Raw genomic sequence first — 16,914 nt, 5'->3', positions numbered from 1 at the left:
GGGTCCGGGGCCCGATGGCCGTCCGGTCTGGCATACAAGCAGCAGTAAGGCATGCCACAGATGCAGCGTCAAGAGTTCAGCCGAGCAGAATCGCTTCACAGCGGTGCTCACTCGCTATAAGTGCAGTTCATTGCCCTGATGTGGATCTCCGTGAGCGAGCTGACGGGGCTCGGGCGCCCTCGTCGGTCAACCCCTTGACCGGTACAAGAGACGACATCTATCGTCCTGTGGCATGCAAGAGCGTATGGATCACCTCGACGAGAGCATCGGTCTGCGCAAGCTCGTGCTCTACCGCGACGCCGTCCTGACCGAGGCGGGTGCCGAACCCGCCCAGCCGGCGCGGCGAGCCAGCGTCGCCGCCGTCATACGGAATCCGTGGGCGGGCACCGGACCGACGGCTGATCTGTCCCGGGAGCAGGAGCGCATCGCTCCCGTGCTCGCCACGCTGCTGACCGGCCGGCTCATCGCCGCGCTGGGCGGCGTGGAGGAGATCGAATCGTTCGGCAAGGCCGCCATCGTCGGTACGGCGGGCGAGATCGAGCACGCCGGTGCCCTCATCCACACCCCGTACTTCGGCAATCTGGTGCGGGAGTACCTGCACGGCGAGTCGATCATCTGCTTCGCCGACACGCGCGCCGAGGCGGGTGAGACGCTGGTCGTGCCGCTCTGGCACAAGACACACGCCTCGACGCGCAGCCATTACCAGACCATCAGCGCCCGCGTCTGCGACGCCCCGCGCGCGGACGAGATCGTCGTCGTCGCGGCCGCGTCCACGGGGCCGCGCCCGCACCCCCGTATCGGGGACCGCATGACGGACCCCGTCGTCACCACCGAAACCCTGGAGGTCCTCGCCTCATGAACGTCCGCAAGATCGTGACCGTCGTCGAGGAGACCCACTCCGAAGGCGGCCGCACGCTCGCACGCCCCGCCCGGATCGCCGTGGTCGCGGCGGTGATCGAGAACCCCTGGGCCGGTCAGGGTTTCGTCGAGGACCTCAACCCCGGCATCGACGCCAACGCCTCCGACCTCGGCGCGCTGCTGGCCCCGGCCGTGCTCGACGCGCTCGAAGCACCCGCCGAGGCGTACGGCAAGGCGGCCGTCGTCGGCCTGGACGGCGAGATCGAGCACGGCTCGGCCCTGATTCATACGCTCAAGTTCGGTGACCACTTCCGCAAAGCCGCCGACGCCACCACCCTGCTGCCCGCGGTGGAGAAGCGCGGACCGGCCGGTGTGGTCTTCGACATCCCGCTGAAGCACATCACCGACGCCACGATCCGCTCGCACCACCAGAGCTTCGAGGTCCGGATCAGCGACGCCCCCCACCCGAACGAGATCGTCATCGCGCTCGCCGCGGCCGCCCAGGGGCGCCCGCAGCAGCGTCTGGCGCCGCTCTCGACCGAGCAGTAGGCATACATGAGCAAGCCCACCGTGGTGCTGCTGCACGGCGTGGGGCTCGACCACACCATGTGGGAGCCCGCCGCCGCGCTCCTGGCCGACCGCTTCACCGTGCTCACCCCCGACCTGCCGGGCCACGGCGCCCGCCCACCGGTGCCCGAAGGGGTGACCCTCGCGGACCTGACCGACGGGGTGGTCGACGAGATTCCGGCAGGCTCGCACCTGGTCGGCTTCTCCCTGGGTGCACTGGTCGCCCAGCACGCCGCGCTGCACCGCCCGGAGCTGGTGGCCACGCTGACGTCGGTCAGCTCGGTGTGCGCCCGGACGGCCGACGAGCGGGCGTCCGTCCTGGACCGGCTGCGCACCGCGGAGGCCGATTTCACGACGAGCGCGGCCGCGTCCTTGCGGCGGTGGTACGACGGCACCGACGTCGCCCCCGAACACGTGGCCCGCACCGAGGCCACGCTGCTCTCCAACGACGTCGGCTCCTTCCTCCGCTGCTATCGCGTGTTCGCCACGGCGGACGCCGAACTCGCGCCGCACCTGGCCGGCATCGCCGTACCCGCCCTGGCGGTGACGGGAGAGAGGGATCCCGGGTCCACGCCCGAGATGACCCGCAGGCTCGCCGCGGCGCTTCCCGACTGCCGTGCGGTGGTCATCCCCCGGGCGCGTCACATGCTGCCCGTCGAACAGCCCGAGGCGTTCGTCGACTCCCTCACGACCTTCATCGGAGAGTGCGCACATGTCTGAACTCACCACGTCACTCACCACGTCGCAGCACTTCATCGGCGGGTCCTGGGTCGAGCCCGCGTCGGGCGAGTACTTCGAGAGCACCAACCCGGCCACCCGCGAGGTCCTCTACCGGGCCGCACGCGGGAACTCCGCCGACATCGAGCGCGCCGTGTCCGCCGCGCGGGACGCCTTCGAGGACCCGCGCTGGCGTGACCTCAGCCAGACCCGCCGCGGACATCTGCTGCGCCGCCTCGGGGACCTGATCGCGGAGAACGCCGAGGACCTGGCCCGCATGGAGTCGAAGGACAACGGCAAGCTGCTGCGCGAGATGCGCGGCCAGCTGGCGGCCTTGCCCGAGTACTACCACTACTACGCCGGACTGGCCGACAAGATCCACGGCGACTTCATCCCCACCTCCGACCGTCAGGTGCTGAACTACACGGCCCGCGAGCCCCTCGGCGTGGTCGGGGCGATCACCCCCTGGAACTCCCCGCTGACGTTGACCAGCAGCAAGCTGGCGCCCGCGCTCTGCGTGGGCAACACGGTCGTGGTCAAGCCGTCGGAGTACACCTCGGCGACGGTGCTCAGGCTCGCCGAGCTGGCTCTGGAGGCGGGCTTCCCGCCGGGTGCGGTGAACGTCGTCACCGGCTTCGGTGCCGAGGCCGGGCAGGCCCTGGTCGACCACCCTGACCTGGCGAAGATCTCCTTCACCGGCAGCACCGCCACCGGGGCGCGCATCGCCGCCGCGACGGCGAGCCGGTTCATCGGCTCCACGCTCGAACTCGGCGGCAAGTCACCCAACATCGTGTTCGAGGACGCGAACGTTGCCAACGCCGCGATGGGCGTCGTCGCCGGCATCTTCGCCGCCGCCGGACAGACGTGCATCGCCGGCAGCCGGGTGTTCGCGCACAGGTCCGTCTACGACGAGCTGCTCGAACGGGTCTGTGAACGCGCCCGGACCATTCGCATCGGCGACCCCCTGGACGAGAAGACCGAACTCGGCCCGCTGGCCTTCGAGGGCCAGCGCGACAAGGTGGCCGGGTACGTCGACCTCGGACGCGGCGAGGGCGCCCGGGTGCTGACCGGCGGCCGGGCCACCGACGGGGGCCTCGGCGGCTGGTTCTACGAGCCGACCGTCCTGGTGGACGTCGACAACAGCATGCGCGTCGTCCGCGAGGAGATCTTCGGTCCCGTCCTGGCGGTCATGCCGTTCGACACCGAGGAGGAGGTCGTCCGGCTGGCGAACGACACCGACTACGGCCTCGCGGCCGGTGTCTGGACGACCAGTCTCGCGCGGGCACACCGGATGGCGGCACGTCTGGACGCCGGGACGGTGTGGGTCAACACCTACCGGGCCATGTCCCCGATGTCACCGCGCCAGGGCTTCAAGACCAGCGGCGTGGGCGTCGAGCACGGCACCGAGACGATCAAGGAATACACCCGGCTGAAGAGCGTCTGGATCAACACGAGCGAGGAGCCGGTGGCCGATCCGTTCACGATGCGGAGCTGACCTGAGCGGAGCCGAGCCCTACCAGAACCGACGGGAGTCACCATGCCCCAGGTCGCCATCACCCTCGCCGAGGGCCGCACCCCGGAACAGATCCGGGACTTGATCCACGAGGTGCACGCCGCGGTCCTGCGCACCGTGCACACCCGGCCCGAGTACATCCGCGTCGTAGTCCACGAGGTCCCCCGCACGCACTGGGCGACCGGTGACATCACCCTCACGGAACTGGACGCGGCAACAGCACCGAAGGAGCAGTCATGAGGTTTTCGTTGTTCGTGCACATGGAGCGCTGGGACGAGGAGGTCAGCCACCGGCAGCTCTTCGAGAACCTCTCCGAGCTGGCGCTGATGGCCGAGGCCGGCGGGTTCGGCACCGTGTGGATCGGAGAGCACCACGCGATGGAGTACACGATCTCCCCCAGCCCGATGCCGCTGCTCGCCCACCTGGCGGCGAGGACCTCGACGATCCGGCTGGGCGCGGGGACCGTCATCGCCCCGTTCTGGCACCCGCTCCGGGTCGCCGGCGAGTGCGCGCTGCTCGACGTCATCAGCGACGGCCGCATGGAGGTCGGACTCGCCCGGGGCGCCTACCAGTTCGAGTTCGACCGGCTGGCGGGCGGACTGCCGGCCGCCGACGGCGGAAAGCACCTGCGTGAGCTCGTGCCCGCTGTCCGGGCGCTCTGGCGGGGGGACTATGCCCATGACGGTGAGATCTGGCAGTTCCCGACCTCGACCAGCGTGCCCAAGCCGGTGCAGCGGCCCACCCCGCCCATGTGGATCGCTGCCCGCGACCCCGCCTCGCACGACTTCGCCGTGGCCCAGGGCTGCAACGTCATGGTCACCCCGCTGATGAAGGGCGACGAGGAGGTCGCCGACCTCAAGCGGAAGTTCGACACCGCCGTGGCCAACCATCCAGAGGTGCCGCGTCCCGACCTGATGGTGCTGCGGCACACCCATGTCCACTCCCCCGACGAGCCCGACGGCTGGCGCCCGGCCGCGGAGGCGATCAACCGCTTCTACCGGACCTTCGACGCCTGGTTCGGCAACAAGACCACACCCGTGAACGGGTTCCTGCCGCCCAGCCCGGAGTCGAAGTTCGCGGACCGGCCGGAGTTCCGGCCCGAGTCGCTGCACAGGACCGCGATGATCGGCACCCCGGCCGAGATCATCGAGCGGCTGCGCGCCTACGAGGAACTCGGCGTGGACGAGTACAGCTTCTGGATCGACAACAGCTTGCCGCACGAGGAGAAGCGCAAGTCCCTGGAGATGTTCATCAAGGAAGTCGTCCCCGCGTTCCAGTGACCCCAGGTCACCACTCGGCACTGACCGTGGAGGGCTCCCCCACGCGTTCGAGCAGGGCTCTGCCGCGCGGGAACCGGCCGGCTTCGGCGAGGGCCACGCGGTGCAGATCTCGTACGAGGCGGCCTGGAGCACCGACTCCCCCCTCGGCCCGGACCTGCTGCGCCTCGCCGACAGCCTCGCGGCCGCCCGCCACTAGGGGGCACCGAGTCGTCTACCCAAGCAGCCACGCGTCGAGGACGGCCGCGAGTTCGTCCTGGCCGTGGAAGAGGTGACCGTGCATGCCGACGGCGCGCGCCGCGTGGACGTTCTCCTCGCGGTCGTCGACGAAGAGGAAGTCGGCCGGTGCGGCGCGCAGGGCGGTGACGCAGTGCCGGAAGGCGGCCGGGTCGGGTTTGGCCGCCCGGATCCGGCCGGAGAAGGCGACGTGGTCGAGGTCGTGCAGCCAGGGCTGGGCGGCGAGGAAGGCCTCCGCGTGGTCCGCCAGCATGTTGGACAGCAGGGCGACCCGGGCGCGCTCGCGAAGGTCCCGCACATAGGTGACCATGCGGTCGTCGACGCGGGACCAGCTGTCGATATCGGTGAGCCGCAACTCCTCGATGGTGTCGGCGTCGGCGGGGCGGGAGAGCGAGCGCAGGACGTCGGTCCAGTACCCGGACGCGGTACGCTCGCCCGCGTCGTAGGGCGGGCGGTGGGTCCAGTAGGTGGTGGTGAAGGCGTCGAGTGAGGTGTGACAGCGGGCGGCCATCTTCTCCAGGGCGCCCGGGCGTTGGTGGCGGGCTATGACCCCGAAGAGGTCGAAGAGCACGACGCGGTGGTGATCGGTGGGCACGAGGGCCGTCCTCGGGTTGAGGGTTGAGGGTCTGAAGGCGTCCAGGGCGTCGGGGTCCGCCGGGGCGGGGGACCTGGGCGGCACGGGGGTCAGGGACCGTGCCGCCCAGGCGGTCAGGGGCTGTCGGTGACCATCTCGCTCCGGCGGGCGGGGTGGTCGCCGGGCGCGGTGCGCAGGACTCGGGCGCCCACGGCGGTGGTCACGCACAGCAGGGTCAACAGGACGAAGGCGTGGTTGAGGGGCACGAGGCGCGTCAGCCAGCCGATCACGGCGGGGCCCGCGAGCATGCCGACGTAGCCGAGTCCGGCGACCCGGGAGACGTTGGCCCCGGCGGCGGAGGGGTCGGCGTGGCCGGCCGCGCTGAACAGTTGCGGGACGCAGCCGGACAGCCCCAGGCCGAACAGGGCCCAGCCGGTGAACGCGGCCCACAGCCACGGGCCGAGGGCCACCAGGGTGATGCCGACGGCGGCCAGGACCGAGCCGTAGCGCAGGACTGCCAGGGCACCGAACCGGGTGACGCAGCGATCGGCCAGCAGTCGGCCGGTCGTCATGGCCGCGGCGAAGGTGCCGTACGCGAAGGCCGCCGTGCCGACGGGCGCGCCCAGGACGTCCTTCATGTGCAGGACGCTCCAGTCGTGGGCGGCGCCTTCGCACAACATGGCCATCAGCGCCAGGACGGCCAGCGTCCAGATCCGGCCCGTGCTGCCGCGGCGCCCGGCCTCCGGTGACGCGCCGGCCCCCGCCGCGGGGGCCGGGCTCCCGGCGGGCGTGGCAGGCAGCAGGGCTCGTGCCGAGATCAGGGTGACGAGGATGCCCGCCGCCCCCATGGCGCCCATGGTCGCGGCCGCGCCCAGGCCCACGCTCGCGGCGCCCGCCCCGGCGAGCGCGGCGAGGACGCCCCCGACGGAGAACGTAGCGTGGAAGCCGGACATGACGGGGCGGCCGTAGGCCTTCTCCACGTGCACGGCGTGGGCGTTCATGCTGACGTCAAGGCAGCCGTTGCAGAGCCCGAAGACCAGCAGCGCGACGGCCAGCGTCCACGGATCGGGGGCGAGGGCGGGCAGGATCAGGGTCGCGCCGCACAGGACGCCGCCGACGGGCACCACGACACGGGTGCCGAGACGGTCGGTCAGGGGCCCCGCCACCTGCATGCCCAGGAACGCCCCGAGTCCGAACACCACCAGCAGGCCGCCGAGGGTGGCGTGGCTGATGCCCACGCGTTCCTCGATCGCGGGGATGTGCACCACCCAAGTGCCCAGCAGGGTGCCGCACAGGACGAAGTAGACATAGGTCGCCACACGGGCGGCCCGCAGGGAACGTTCCATGGGGGCCAGCGTAACGAACATGTTCGATGTTCGAAACCAGCTCTAACGAACAACCTTGTTGTTCATTTTCTTGTGGTGTTCAATCGCGCTATGAGTAACGCAGACCGGCACGGGCTGATCGCGAAGACCGTCAGGGACTCCGGAGGTGCCACCGTCCAGGAACTCGCGGAGCTGACCGGCGCGTCGGAGATGACCATCCGTCGCGACCTCGACACCCTCGCCGCCCAGGGCGTCCTCGAACGCGTCCGCGGCGGCGCGCGCACCCTGCTGCTCCGGGGCGAGGAGCCCCCCTTCGCGCTGCGCGCCCACGAGGCGGTGGAGGCCAAGCGCCGGATCGCCGCCGGGATCTGCGACCTCGTCGCCGACGGCGAGAGCGTCCTGCTGGACAGCGGCACCACCTGCCTGGAGGTCGCCCGCCTGCTGCGCGAGCGGCCCGTCACCGTGATGCCGCTGTCCCTTCAGGCCATCCACCTGATCGGCGAGGTGCCCGGCCCGGCCACCCTGGTCGTGCCCGGCGGACAGCCCCGGGCCGCCGAAGGAGCCCTCACCGGCCCCCTCACCCTCGCCTCCCTGGCCGCCCTGCGCTTCGACACGGCCGTCATCGGCTGCTGCGGACTGACCGCGGCCGACGGCCTGACCGCCTACGACCTCGACGACGCCGCGGTGAAGAAGGCGGCCATCGCCTCGGCCCGGCGGGTCGTCGGCGCCGCCGACGGCAGCAAGCTCGGCCACACCGCCTACGCCCACGTCGGCCCCGCGACCGTCCTGCACACCCTGGTCACGGACAGCGCCGCGGCCGCCGGGGAAGTCACCGCGCTCGAGGACGGCGGCACCGTCGTCCGGACCGTGTGAGGGACCGTGCGGCCGTGAGGACGCGATGCCCGGGTTGGGTTGGGCACCGCGTCCGAGGGCGTCAGCGGCCCACGCCCGCGGGGGTCATGAGCCGCCGCGACGGGTGTCAGGGACGAGCCGCCAGTCCTGCGACCCGTCGTCGGCCGCGCCCTGGAGGGTCAGCGGGGCGCCGGCACTCGCGCCGGTCAGATACAGGCCGGTGTTCTTGACCGACTGGAGCCTGAACGAGCCGTCGGCGTTCTTGACGAGGTTCCAGCTGCCCGTGGCGCTGTCGTCGACCCACTGGCCGATCCGCTGGCCGGCCGTGGCGCTGCCGGTCCAGATGGCCGCGGCGCGACCGCCCGACTTGTTGACCAGTGTCGTGCCACCCTTCGGTTCGGTCACCACGTGCCAGTACTGGGTGTCCGGGTCCGCCGCGGCACCGGCGTCCTCCAGGACCACGTCGGGGACGTTCCCGTTGCCGAGGTTGGCGTCGTTGGTCCTGTTGCCGGTGCCGATCACCTGGCCGGTCCTGCGGTTCACCAGCTGGTGGTAGGCGCCGTCCGAGTCGCCCAGGTCGACCTCGGCGTAGGCGATCTGGGACGTGCCCTGGTTGTTGAGGATCGCGACGCGGCCGGTGCCGTCGACGTACTGGAGGTTACGGCTGTAGCCGGGCCGGGAGGTCGTCTGGTACTCGGTCCACACACCGTCGCTGCGCCCGCTGTCGTTGACCCAGACGCTGCCACTGTTGGCGGCGTTGTAGACCAGGCGCCCGTCGGGGAGCCGGATGAGGACCGGGCTGCCGCCACCGGAGAGCGGGCGGGAACCGGCGGTGACGGGCAGCGCGCCGACGGACATGCCGGTCTGGGTTCCGCGGAAGAACTTCAGCGGGTCGTCGGCGATCACATAGCGGGTGTTGGCCCCGCCGCCCCAGTACTCGAACGTCAGCATCCACTTGCCGTCGGCCGTGCGGACGACGTTGGTCATGCCCGGCCGGCCGCCGCCGATCTCCGTCTTGCCGCCGCCCATGTCCTGGACCGACCCGGAGACGTCGACGACGGCCTCGCTCCACTTGGCCGCCCTGCCGTCCCAGGTGCGGTGGGCGAGGATCTGGCCGTGCGAGTCGGTGGCGGTGCCGTTCGCCGGGTCCGGCTGCACGGCGCCGGTCCTGGGGTCGAAGCCGATGTAGTCGTTCTCGTCGGAGTAGTAGCAGACCAGCTTGCCCTTGTAGACCATCAGGTACGGCTCCCACAGGGGATCGACCTGCGTGTTCTTGTTCGCCGCGGCGATGTTGCGGCCGACGGCACCCGCGCTGCCGCCCTGCCACCCACCCGTCGCGATGACGTTGACGACCTTCCAGGTCCGGCCCTGGTCGGTGCTGGAGTACAGGGCGATCGCCAGGTCGCTGCGGTCGCCGTCGTTGTCCGGGGTCCAGCCGGGGTCGGCCGCCTTGTGCTCCGTGTAGTAGGCGTCGTCGCCCGACACGACGCTCGCCAGGAGCAGGGTGCCGGACTTGAGCTTCCCCACGTTCTGCGGCAGCACGTAGAGGTAGGGGTTGGTCCAGTTGCTCGTGTACCTGGCGTACGCGGGATCCTTGGAGAGGTACGCGGGGGCCTTGACCTCGGACAGCGGCTGCCAGCTCGTGCCGTGGTCGTCGCTCTTGTAGACGGGCAGGGTCTGGCCGTCGGCGCTTCCCGACCCGGCCACGACGGTCGACTTCTCGAACGAGGCGACCAGGCGCCCGCCGGGCAGCTGCGCCGTCTTCGGGTAGACCGCGCAGTTGCCCCGGCCCTTCAGGCACGGTTCGCTGCCCAGCTCGTAGAGGATCCCGCCCGTCGGGTTGTACGCCCGCGCGCTCGCCACGGGTATCGCCAGCAGCGCGGAGACCGCGGCGACGGTCCCCAGGGCTCTGACCGTCCTCGTTCGTCCGGTGGTTGCGGTGGCCCCTTGCGGGGACGACCACAGTGCGGCTCGGTTCATCGGTGGTGTACCTCCTCTATACGGATGCTGCGACGAAGACGCGCACGTCCCACGCGCCGAGTGAGATGGGCGTGCCGCTCTGGAGCGCCCCGCCGTCCAGGACGTCGGTCAGCCCCACCGGCGCCTCGACCCGGGCGGGCTCGAAGCTCCAGTTGTGGACGACGTGGACGCGGCGGCCGTCGGCGGACGTGCCGGTGGTGGCGGTGACGGACGCGGGGAGGTCGCGCCACCCGCTGCGGGGCTCCGGGGCGAGCCAGGTGGCGAGCGCCCGGGCGAGGCCACGGCCGGGGACCGTGCCGACGTGGGTGACGCGGCCGGCGCCGTGGCGGCGGGTGGTGAGCGCGGGCCAGCGTCCGAAGTGCGGGTGGTCGTACTCGGCGAGGACGACGGCGTCGGTGACGGTCAGGCCGTCCGCCCAGTGCGTCGCCGTCGCCCCCTCGGGCACCCGCAGGGGGCTGCCGGCCGCCGCGCGCACCGGGAGGGCGGCGGTGAGGTTGCTGAACTCGTCGTACGACACTCCCGCGGCCTCGGTGAGACGCCCGGGGGCCGCCTCGTGCCGAGCCCGGGCCTCGTGGTCGGCGTACCCCGTGCGGGGGCCGAGGACCAGGTGGCCGCCCGCGTGGGCGTAGGCGGCGAGCCAGTCGAGCAGCTCGTCATGGGCGAGGTAGAGCGCCGGGACGACCAGGACCGGGTGCCGGCGCACAGCCTCCTCGGGGGCCGGGCCCGGGTTCTCGCCCCGGGGGTCGTGCAGGTGGCCGGCGTGGACGAGGCGGACCTGGCGGCCGGTGTCGAAGGCACCGCGGTAGAAGGGGTCGAGGATGCGGTGGTAGGCGGCCGGGTCGGGCTCGCCCGCGGCGTTCGCCAGCGGCGGGTACTTCTGCATCAGCCACTTGCTGGGCGTGGAGTAGACGACGGTGATGTCGGCGTCCGGTTCGAGGCCCGCGACGAGCGAGCCGGCCCGGTCGAACTCGGCGCCCAGCCGGGCGATTTCGGCGTACGTCCGGCCGGGCCGCCCGGTGTGCGGCAGGACCCCGCCCCAGTAGGTCTCGGCGCCGAAGCGCAGGGTCTGCCACTGCCAGTACTCGATCATCCGCGCACCGCGCGCCACATGGGCCCAGGCGGCCTGGCGCCACTGCCCGTCGTAGCCGGGCCGGTTGTCCCAGCAGAAGCCGATGGAGTTGGCGTTGGTCTCGGTGACCAGGAAGGGCTCCTGGCGGGAGGAGTACATCCAGTCCGCGGTCTGGTACATCGACCAGACGCCAGTGGTCTTCCAGACCTGCTCGTGCGCGTCGGGCGTGGGGTCGGGCAGCAGCAGACCGTCCTGCATGTCGTAGTACGGGTTGCCGGAGGCGATGTCGAGCCGGGCGGACAGCTCGTCGTCCGCGACGCCCTGGCGGGTGTAGGAGATGCAGGTGGTGACGAACTGGCCGGGCAGGGCGTACTCGCGGACGATGTCGGCCTGCCAGCCGATGAACTCGGTGACCTGGCGGGCCTGGAAATCCCGCCAGGCGACGTCGTACTGGGGCTGTTCGTTGCCGTCCGGGGTCCACAGGTCGGCCCAGGTGGACAGCCGGTGCGACCAGTAGACCAGGCCCCACTCGCGGTTGAGGGTCTCCACGTCTCCGTACGTCTCCCGCAGGTGGTCGGTGAAGCGCTGGAAGACGCCGTGGTTGTGGAAGAGGTGCAGGCCCGGCTCGTTGTCCACCTGCCAGCCGATCACCGCCGGATGGTCCGCGTACCGGGCGACGATCCTGCGGATGACCCGCTCGGCGTGGAAGCGGAAGGCCGGGTGGGTGAAGTCGACCTCCTGGCGGGCGCCCCAGCCGATGCGCTCACCGGTGCGCCGCTCCCCCGTGATCTCGGGGTACTGGCGGGCGAGCCACGGCGGCACCGCGTAGGTCGGTGTGCCGATGATGACGGAGATGCCGCGTGCATGGGCGCCGTCGAGGACCGGCTGGAGCCAGTCGAGGTCGAAGCGGCCGTTCTCGGGCTCCCAGGTGGACCAGACGGACTCCCCGACCCGGATCACGGTGAAGTGCGCCTCGGCCATCAGGTCGAGATCGGTCTTCAGCCGTTCCTCGGGCCGTGGACCGGCGTCGTAGGAGGGGGTGTACTCGTGGTAGTACGCGGCGCCGAACAGAACGCGGGCGGGCAGATCCGCCATGGGAGGAACCTCCGTGAACAAGAAGGGGGATTATGTGGGCCGCGCGCGCCTACTGCTTGACGCTGCCCGCGGCCAGGCCGCTCTGCCAGTAGCGCTGGAGCAGCAGGAAGGCGGCGACGAGCGGCACGATCGAGATCAGGGAACCGGTCACGACGAGGGGGAGCATGTCGCTGCTGACGCCCGCGCCACCGTTCTGTGCCTGCTCCGCCCAGGAGGACAGCCCGACCGTGATGGGGTACAGGTTCGGGTTGTTGAGCATGATCAGCGGCAGGAAGTAGTTGTTCCAGGTCGCCACGAGCGTGAAAAGCAGGACGGTCACCAGGCCGGGGGCCAGCATCCGCAGCGCGATCCCGAAGAAGATCCGCGCCTCGCCGGCCCCGTCGATACGGGCCGCCTCCAGAAGGCTGTCCGGGACGGCGTCGGCGGCGTAGACGCGCATCAGGTACAGGCCGAAGGGGTTGACGAGGGACGGGAGGATGACCGCCCACGGGGTGTTGACCAGGCCGACGCCCGCGAACAGCAGATACGTCGGGATCGCCAGGGCGGTGGCCGGGACCATGACGGCGCCCAGCACCAGGTTGAAGGCCAGCCGGTCCCCGCGGAAGCGGAACTTGGCGAACCCGTACCCGGCGGCGGCCGCGAGCAGGGCCGCGCCGACGGCGCTGACCCCCGCGTAGACGACGGTGTTGAGCAGCCAGTGCACGAAGACACCGTCGTCCTGGGCGAAGGTGGCCCGGATGTTGGTCAGCAGTTGCGGGGTGTGCGAGAACCACAGGCCGAAGCTGTTGAACAGGTCCTGGGTGTTCTTGGTGGAGGCGACGATCAGCCACAGCAGCGGCAGCAGGAAGTAGGCGAGCGCGGCCAGCATGGCGATCGTCAGCGGGGTGCTGCGGCGGGGCCGGGAGCGGCGACGCGCCGGCGGCGACACGTGCTTCCGCGCGGTTCGGCGGGCGGCGGCGGTGGTGCCCGCGGGAGAGGTGATGGTCATGGGGTCCTCCTGCGGTTCGCGGTGAGCAGGACGCCGTAGGAGGCGATGACGATGACCAGGCCGAGGAGGAAGGAGACCGTGGCCGCGTAGTTGACCTGCTGGCCGGTGAAGGCGAGGGAGTAGGCGTAGAGGTTGGCGGTGTAGGAGCTGCTGATGACGTCGGGGGCGATCTTCATCAGCAGGTTCGGTTCGTTGAAGAGCTGGAAGCTGCCGATCACGGAGAACAGCAGGGTCAGCAGCAGGGCGGGTTTCAGGGCGGGGAGCTTGATGGACCGCGCGATGCGCCAGGGGCCGGCGCCGTCCATCGCGGCGGCCTCGTACAGCTCGTGCGGAATGGTGCGCAGGGCCGCGTACAGGATGATCATGTTGTAGCCGACGAACTCCCAGGTGACGACGTTGGCGAGGCTGGTGAGCATCCACCCGTCGCTGAGGAAGTTCGGTGCCGCGAAACCGAGTTCGCGGCCCAGTTGGGCGAACGGGCCGAAGTCCGGGCCGTACAGGTAGCCCCACATCAGGGCCGCGACCACGCTCGGGACGGCGTACGGCACGAAGATGCCCAGCCGGATCACCCGCGCGAGCCGCAGCAGTCCGCTGTCCAGCGCGAGGGCGAACACCAGCGCGAGTACGAGCATCAGCGGGACCTGCACGAGGAAGAACAGCGCCACGCGGCCGACACCGCTCAGGAGCTGGGGGTCGGTGAGCGCGGTGACGTAGTTGTCCAGGCCGACGAACACCGTTCCGCCGACGAGGCGTTCCTGGAAGAGGCTCAGGTAGGCGGCGTAGCCGAGCGGGGCGAGGAACAGCAGCAGAAAGAGGATGAGGAACGGGGCGACGAACAGGGGGCCGGCGACGCGGCGGTCGCGACGCGGGCCGGTTGCCTTCGGCCGGGGGGCTGGGGGTGCGGTGGCGGCGGTCATGTCACGTTCCCTTGACGGTGAAGCCCTGCTTCTCGGCGTATGTGGTCAGGCGTGTCTGCCACGCGTCGAGCGCGGCGCCCGTGTCGGCCTTGTCGGCCAGGGACTTGCCGACGGTCTCGATCCAGTCGGTTGCCGCCTGGTCGTAGAAGGGCGGCCACTGGAAGGCGGGGTCGACGGTGTCGCCGATGGAGGCGAACAGCTCGTTGACCTTCTGACCGCCGTAGAAGGGGGCGGTGCCGCCGGTGAAGGAGGCGTCGGTGAGCAGGGCCTTGGTGGCGGGGAAGAAGGACTGCTCGGTGGTGAAGAGCTTCGCGCTGGCGGGGTCGCTGTTGAGGAACTGGGCGAACTGCGCGGCGGCGATGGCGTTCTTGCTCGATCGCAGGACGGCCGTGGTGGAGCCGCCCCAGTTCCCGGAGGCGGGCTTGGAGGCGTCCCACTGGGGCAGCGGGGCGGCCCGCCACGCGCCGGCGGTGGACTTGGCCGAGCCGGACAGGAACGCCGGACCCCAGGCCGCGGTGAGCCAGGTGGCGTACTTGCCCTTGTTGAAACCCGCGTACCAGCCGTCGGTGAAGCCGGGGTCGGTGCTGATGACGCCCTCCTTGACGAGGCCGCCCCAGTACGTGCCGAGCTTCTTGGAGACCGCGTCGTCGACGCCGATGGTCAGGTCGCTCTTGCCGGAGACGCCGTACGGGTGCGCGCCCGCCTGCCACAACAGGCCGTGCCAGGCGGCGGGTTCGTTGGCCGCGAGGTTGGTCAGACAGACGTCGGGGTCGGCCTTGTGGAGCTTGCGGGCCGCGGCGGCGAAGTCGTCCCAGGTCTTGGGGACCTGGATGCCGTGCCGGTCGAAGATGTCCTTGCGGTACAGCATCCCCATCGGGCCGGTGTCCTGGGGTATCGCCCAGACCTCGCCCTTCGGCCCGCTGACCTGCCCCCAGGTCCAGTCGACGAACTTCCCCTTCAGGGCCGAGGCACCGTGCGGGCCCAGGTCCAGCAGGCTGTCCGTGATCGTGAACGTCGGGATCGCCTGGTACTCGATCTGCGCCAGGTCGGGGGCACCGCTGCCGGCCTTCAGCGCGGTGCGCAGCTTGGTGTAGTGCTTGATGCCCTGGCCGGCGTTGACCACCTTGACCTTGATCGCGGGGTACTTCTTCTCGAAGAGGGCGATCTCCCGCCGGATGTTCGGGGCCCAGGTCCAGAACGTCAGCTCGGTCGGCGTCCGCATCGCCTTGTCGATGTCGGAGCGGCTGACCGGCTCGGCCGCGGCGGACGAGCCGCCCGAGTCGCCACCGCCGCCGCAGGCGGACAGGGCCGCGCCGAGCGTCACCGCGCCGGTGGCGGTGAGGAAGAACCGGCGGCTGGGTGCGGATGAGGGGATGGGGGTTCTGGACATGCTGGACTCCCGCCGAGGCGAAGGAAGAGAAAGGAAGAGGACGAGGAAGAGGAAGAGGTAGGGCAGACGTAAGGCAGAGGGGGTGGGACCGGTGACCGCGGGCGTCGGGGTGGCCGCGCCGGGGAACGGGCCGCGAGGTGGGTGGCCCTCGTTGGGGCCGGTACTGCGGCGGTCGGGCTGCCGCCGGTGGTGAGCTCGTGCGGGTGGAGCGCTCGGGACGTGGACGATGCCCACGGAGGTCCGCGTCGGATCGGTGCCGGCGGCTGGCCGTCCAGTCGGGATGGCCGCACGCCCCCGGACCTTGCGTCCCGGTCAGGCCGCCGGAGGGGCGTGCGCCTCTCCGGCCAGGGGCCGCTCGGTAGGTCGCACCGGGCCCGAGCCCGTCCGCGCCGGTGGCGGAGCCGTGGAGGAACGGACGACGAGTTCGACGGGCTGCTTCCGCGCCGTCGGCAGCTCCGCATCCGGGTTCTCGATGGCGTGGACGAGCAGCCGCAGCCCCTCGTCGGCCACCGCGTCGAACGGCTGGCGCACCGTCGTCAGCGGGGGTCGGACGTAGGCGGCCAGCGGGATGTCGTCGAAGCCGACCACGCTGACGTCCTGGGGCACCCGCAACCCGGCCTCGGTGAGGGCGCTGATCAGGCCGACGGCCATGTCGTCGTTGGCGGCGAACACCGCCGTGAGGTCGCTCCTGGCGGCCAGTGCACGGCCCGCCGCGTACCCGGACGCGGCGGACCAGTCGCCCTCGGCGACCGGGGGCTGCTCACGACCCCGGGCCTCGAGCGCCTGCCGCCAGCCCGCCAGCCGGTCCCGGGCGGCGAACCACCGCTCGGGCCCCGCGAGGTGGTGGACCGTCCGGTGTCCCAGGTCCAGCAGGTGGTCGGTGGCGGCTCCGGCCAGCGTTTCGGAGTCGACCCCCGCGGCGATGGTCCGCTCCCCCGTGCGGGCACCGGCCGGCGCCCCGAGGACGAGCAGCGGGACCTCCGAGGCGAGCGGCTCGGCATCCTCGTCGATGGGCTCCGACACGACGATGCCGTCCACGCCCCGCTCCAGAAGTGACCGCACGGCGCCACCGACGCCGCCCTGGTCGCCTTCCAGGGTGTTGACCACGTTCAACGCGTATCCGGCGTGCCGTGCGGCTCGCTCGACACCGAGGAGCAGGGAGGCCGGGCCGTACAGGGCGGTTCCCAGCGCGACCACGCCGATGGTCCGGGACCGGCCCGAGGCGAGGGCCCGCGCCGCAGTGTTCAGCCGGTAGCCCAGACGGTCGGCCGTCTCCAGCACGCGGCGTCGCACGTCCACCGAGACGTATCGCTCGCCGTTGAGGACCCGTGACACCGTCTTCTGGGAGACACCCGCGGCTCTGGCCACGTCGACGCCTCGCGGCGCGGCCTGCCCGCCGTCCCGCCCCCTTGCTCGCGTCATGGCGTCTCCTGGATTGTATGGCTGACTGCGCTGTCATGACTGCGCAGACATATCTACGCAGTCGAACGCGCCGCGTCAAGACTTCGCGCGCCGGGGGCGGACGACACGTACACGATCACCACCGGATCCGGTC

The 16,914-nt window shown here is 71.3% G+C and carries 15 protein-coding genes; 7 read left to right on the top strand and 8 right to left on the bottom strand.

Annotated features, from left to right (window positions below; all coding sequences use genetic code 11):
• Positions 1-232: 232 nt before the first annotated feature.
• From ACFZDE_RS01285 to ACFZDE_RS01260, 6 genes are read left to right on the top strand one after another with little or no spacing between them, the layout of a single operon-like run.
• Positions 233-859: an amino acid synthesis family protein gene (locus ACFZDE_RS01285; protein ID WP_391196313.1), complete on the top strand. Its 627-nt coding sequence runs from the start codon at positions 233-235 to the stop codon at positions 857-859.
• On the top strand, positions 856-1,407 hold the full coding sequence (locus ACFZDE_RS01280) for an amino acid synthesis family protein (RefSeq protein ID WP_390991577.1): 552 nt from the start codon (positions 856-858) through the stop codon (positions 1,405-1,407). Before ACFZDE_RS01285 ends, ACFZDE_RS01280 begins: the two co-directional genes overlap by 4 nt.
• 6 nt (positions 1,408-1,413) lie before the next feature.
• Entirely contained in the window at positions 1,414-2,145 is a 732-nt protein-coding gene (locus ACFZDE_RS01275; protein ID WP_391196311.1) for an alpha/beta fold hydrolase, read from the top strand.
• On the top strand, positions 2,138-3,637 hold the full coding sequence (locus tag ACFZDE_RS01270; RefSeq protein WP_391196308.1) for an aldehyde dehydrogenase family protein: 1,500 nt from the start codon (positions 2,138-2,140) through the stop codon (positions 3,635-3,637). The genes ACFZDE_RS01275 and ACFZDE_RS01270 overlap by 8 nt, the downstream gene beginning before the upstream one ends.
• A gap of 42 nt (positions 3,638-3,679) precedes the next feature.
• The gene (locus ACFZDE_RS01265; protein ID WP_390991586.1) at positions 3,680-3,895 is read left to right on the top strand and encodes a tautomerase family protein; all 216 of its coding nucleotides are present in this window, start codon (positions 3,680-3,682) and stop codon (positions 3,893-3,895) included.
• Positions 3,892-4,935, top strand: coding sequence for an LLM class flavin-dependent oxidoreductase (locus ACFZDE_RS01260; RefSeq protein ID WP_391196306.1), 1,044 nt, complete (start codon positions 3,892-3,894; stop codon positions 4,933-4,935). Before ACFZDE_RS01265 ends, ACFZDE_RS01260 begins: the two co-directional genes overlap by 4 nt.
• A 211-nt stretch (positions 4,936-5,146) precedes the next feature.
• On the opposite strand, the gene ACFZDE_RS01255 is transcribed toward ACFZDE_RS01260, so the two are convergent.
• A complete protein-coding gene (locus ACFZDE_RS01255; RefSeq protein WP_391196304.1) occupies positions 5,147-5,764 on the bottom strand; it encodes an HAD-IA family hydrolase in 618 nt (205 codons plus the stop codon).
• Between the two features lie 113 nt (positions 5,765-5,877).
• Positions 5,878-7,089 carry an MFS transporter gene (locus ACFZDE_RS01250; protein ID WP_391196302.1) on the bottom strand — a complete coding sequence of 404 codons (1,212 nt, stop codon included), beginning with the start codon at positions 7,087-7,089 and terminating at the stop codon, positions 5,878-5,880.
• Between the two features lie 90 nt (positions 7,090-7,179).
• Between ACFZDE_RS01250 and ACFZDE_RS01245 the strand changes: the two genes are divergently transcribed.
• Positions 7,180-7,941: a DeoR family transcriptional regulator gene (locus ACFZDE_RS01245; RefSeq protein WP_391196299.1), complete on the top strand. Its 762-nt coding sequence runs from the start codon at positions 7,180-7,182 to the stop codon at positions 7,939-7,941.
• An 84-nt stretch (positions 7,942-8,025) separates the two neighbouring features.
• Here the strand turns inward: ACFZDE_RS01245 and ACFZDE_RS01240 are convergent, their stop codons facing one another.
• From ACFZDE_RS01240 to ACFZDE_RS01215, 6 genes are all read right to left on the bottom strand, one after another.
• Positions 8,026-9,900 (bottom strand): RICIN domain-containing protein, encoded by a 1,875-nt coding sequence (locus ACFZDE_RS01240; RefSeq protein WP_391196297.1) that lies wholly within the window; start codon positions 9,898-9,900, stop codon positions 8,026-8,028.
• 16 nt (positions 9,901-9,916) lie between these two features.
• Complete coding sequence (locus tag ACFZDE_RS01235) at positions 9,917-12,064, bottom strand: beta-galactosidase (protein WP_391196294.1); 2,148 nt, start codon at positions 12,062-12,064, stop codon at positions 9,917-9,919.
• Positions 12,065-12,113: 49 nt separating this feature from the next.
• Positions 12,114-13,052 carry an ABC transporter permease subunit gene (locus tag ACFZDE_RS01230; RefSeq protein WP_391196292.1) on the bottom strand — a complete coding sequence of 313 codons (939 nt, stop codon included), beginning with the start codon at positions 13,050-13,052 and terminating at the stop codon, positions 12,114-12,116.
• A complete protein-coding gene (locus ACFZDE_RS01225) occupies positions 13,049-13,969 on the bottom strand; it encodes an ABC transporter permease subunit (protein ID WP_390991606.1) in 921 nt (306 codons plus the stop codon). The genes ACFZDE_RS01230 and ACFZDE_RS01225 overlap by 4 nt, the downstream gene beginning before the upstream one ends.
• A gap of 1 nt (position 13,970) precedes the next feature.
• Entirely contained in the window at positions 13,971-15,359 is a 1,389-nt protein-coding gene (locus tag ACFZDE_RS01220) for an extracellular solute-binding protein (RefSeq protein ID WP_391196288.1), read from the bottom strand.
• Positions 15,360-15,671: 312 nt separating this feature from the next.
• Positions 15,672-16,781, bottom strand: coding sequence for a substrate-binding domain-containing protein (locus tag ACFZDE_RS01215; protein WP_391196286.1), 1,110 nt, complete (start codon positions 16,779-16,781; stop codon positions 15,672-15,674).
• Positions 16,782-16,914 lie beyond the last annotated feature (133 nt).

The sequence above is a fragment of the Streptomyces sp. NPDC007929 genome (assembly GCF_042959065.1).
Lineage (GTDB): Bacteria > Actinomycetota > Actinomycetes > Streptomycetales > Streptomycetaceae > Streptomyces.
This window is presented reverse-complemented; position numbering and strand designations above follow the sequence as displayed.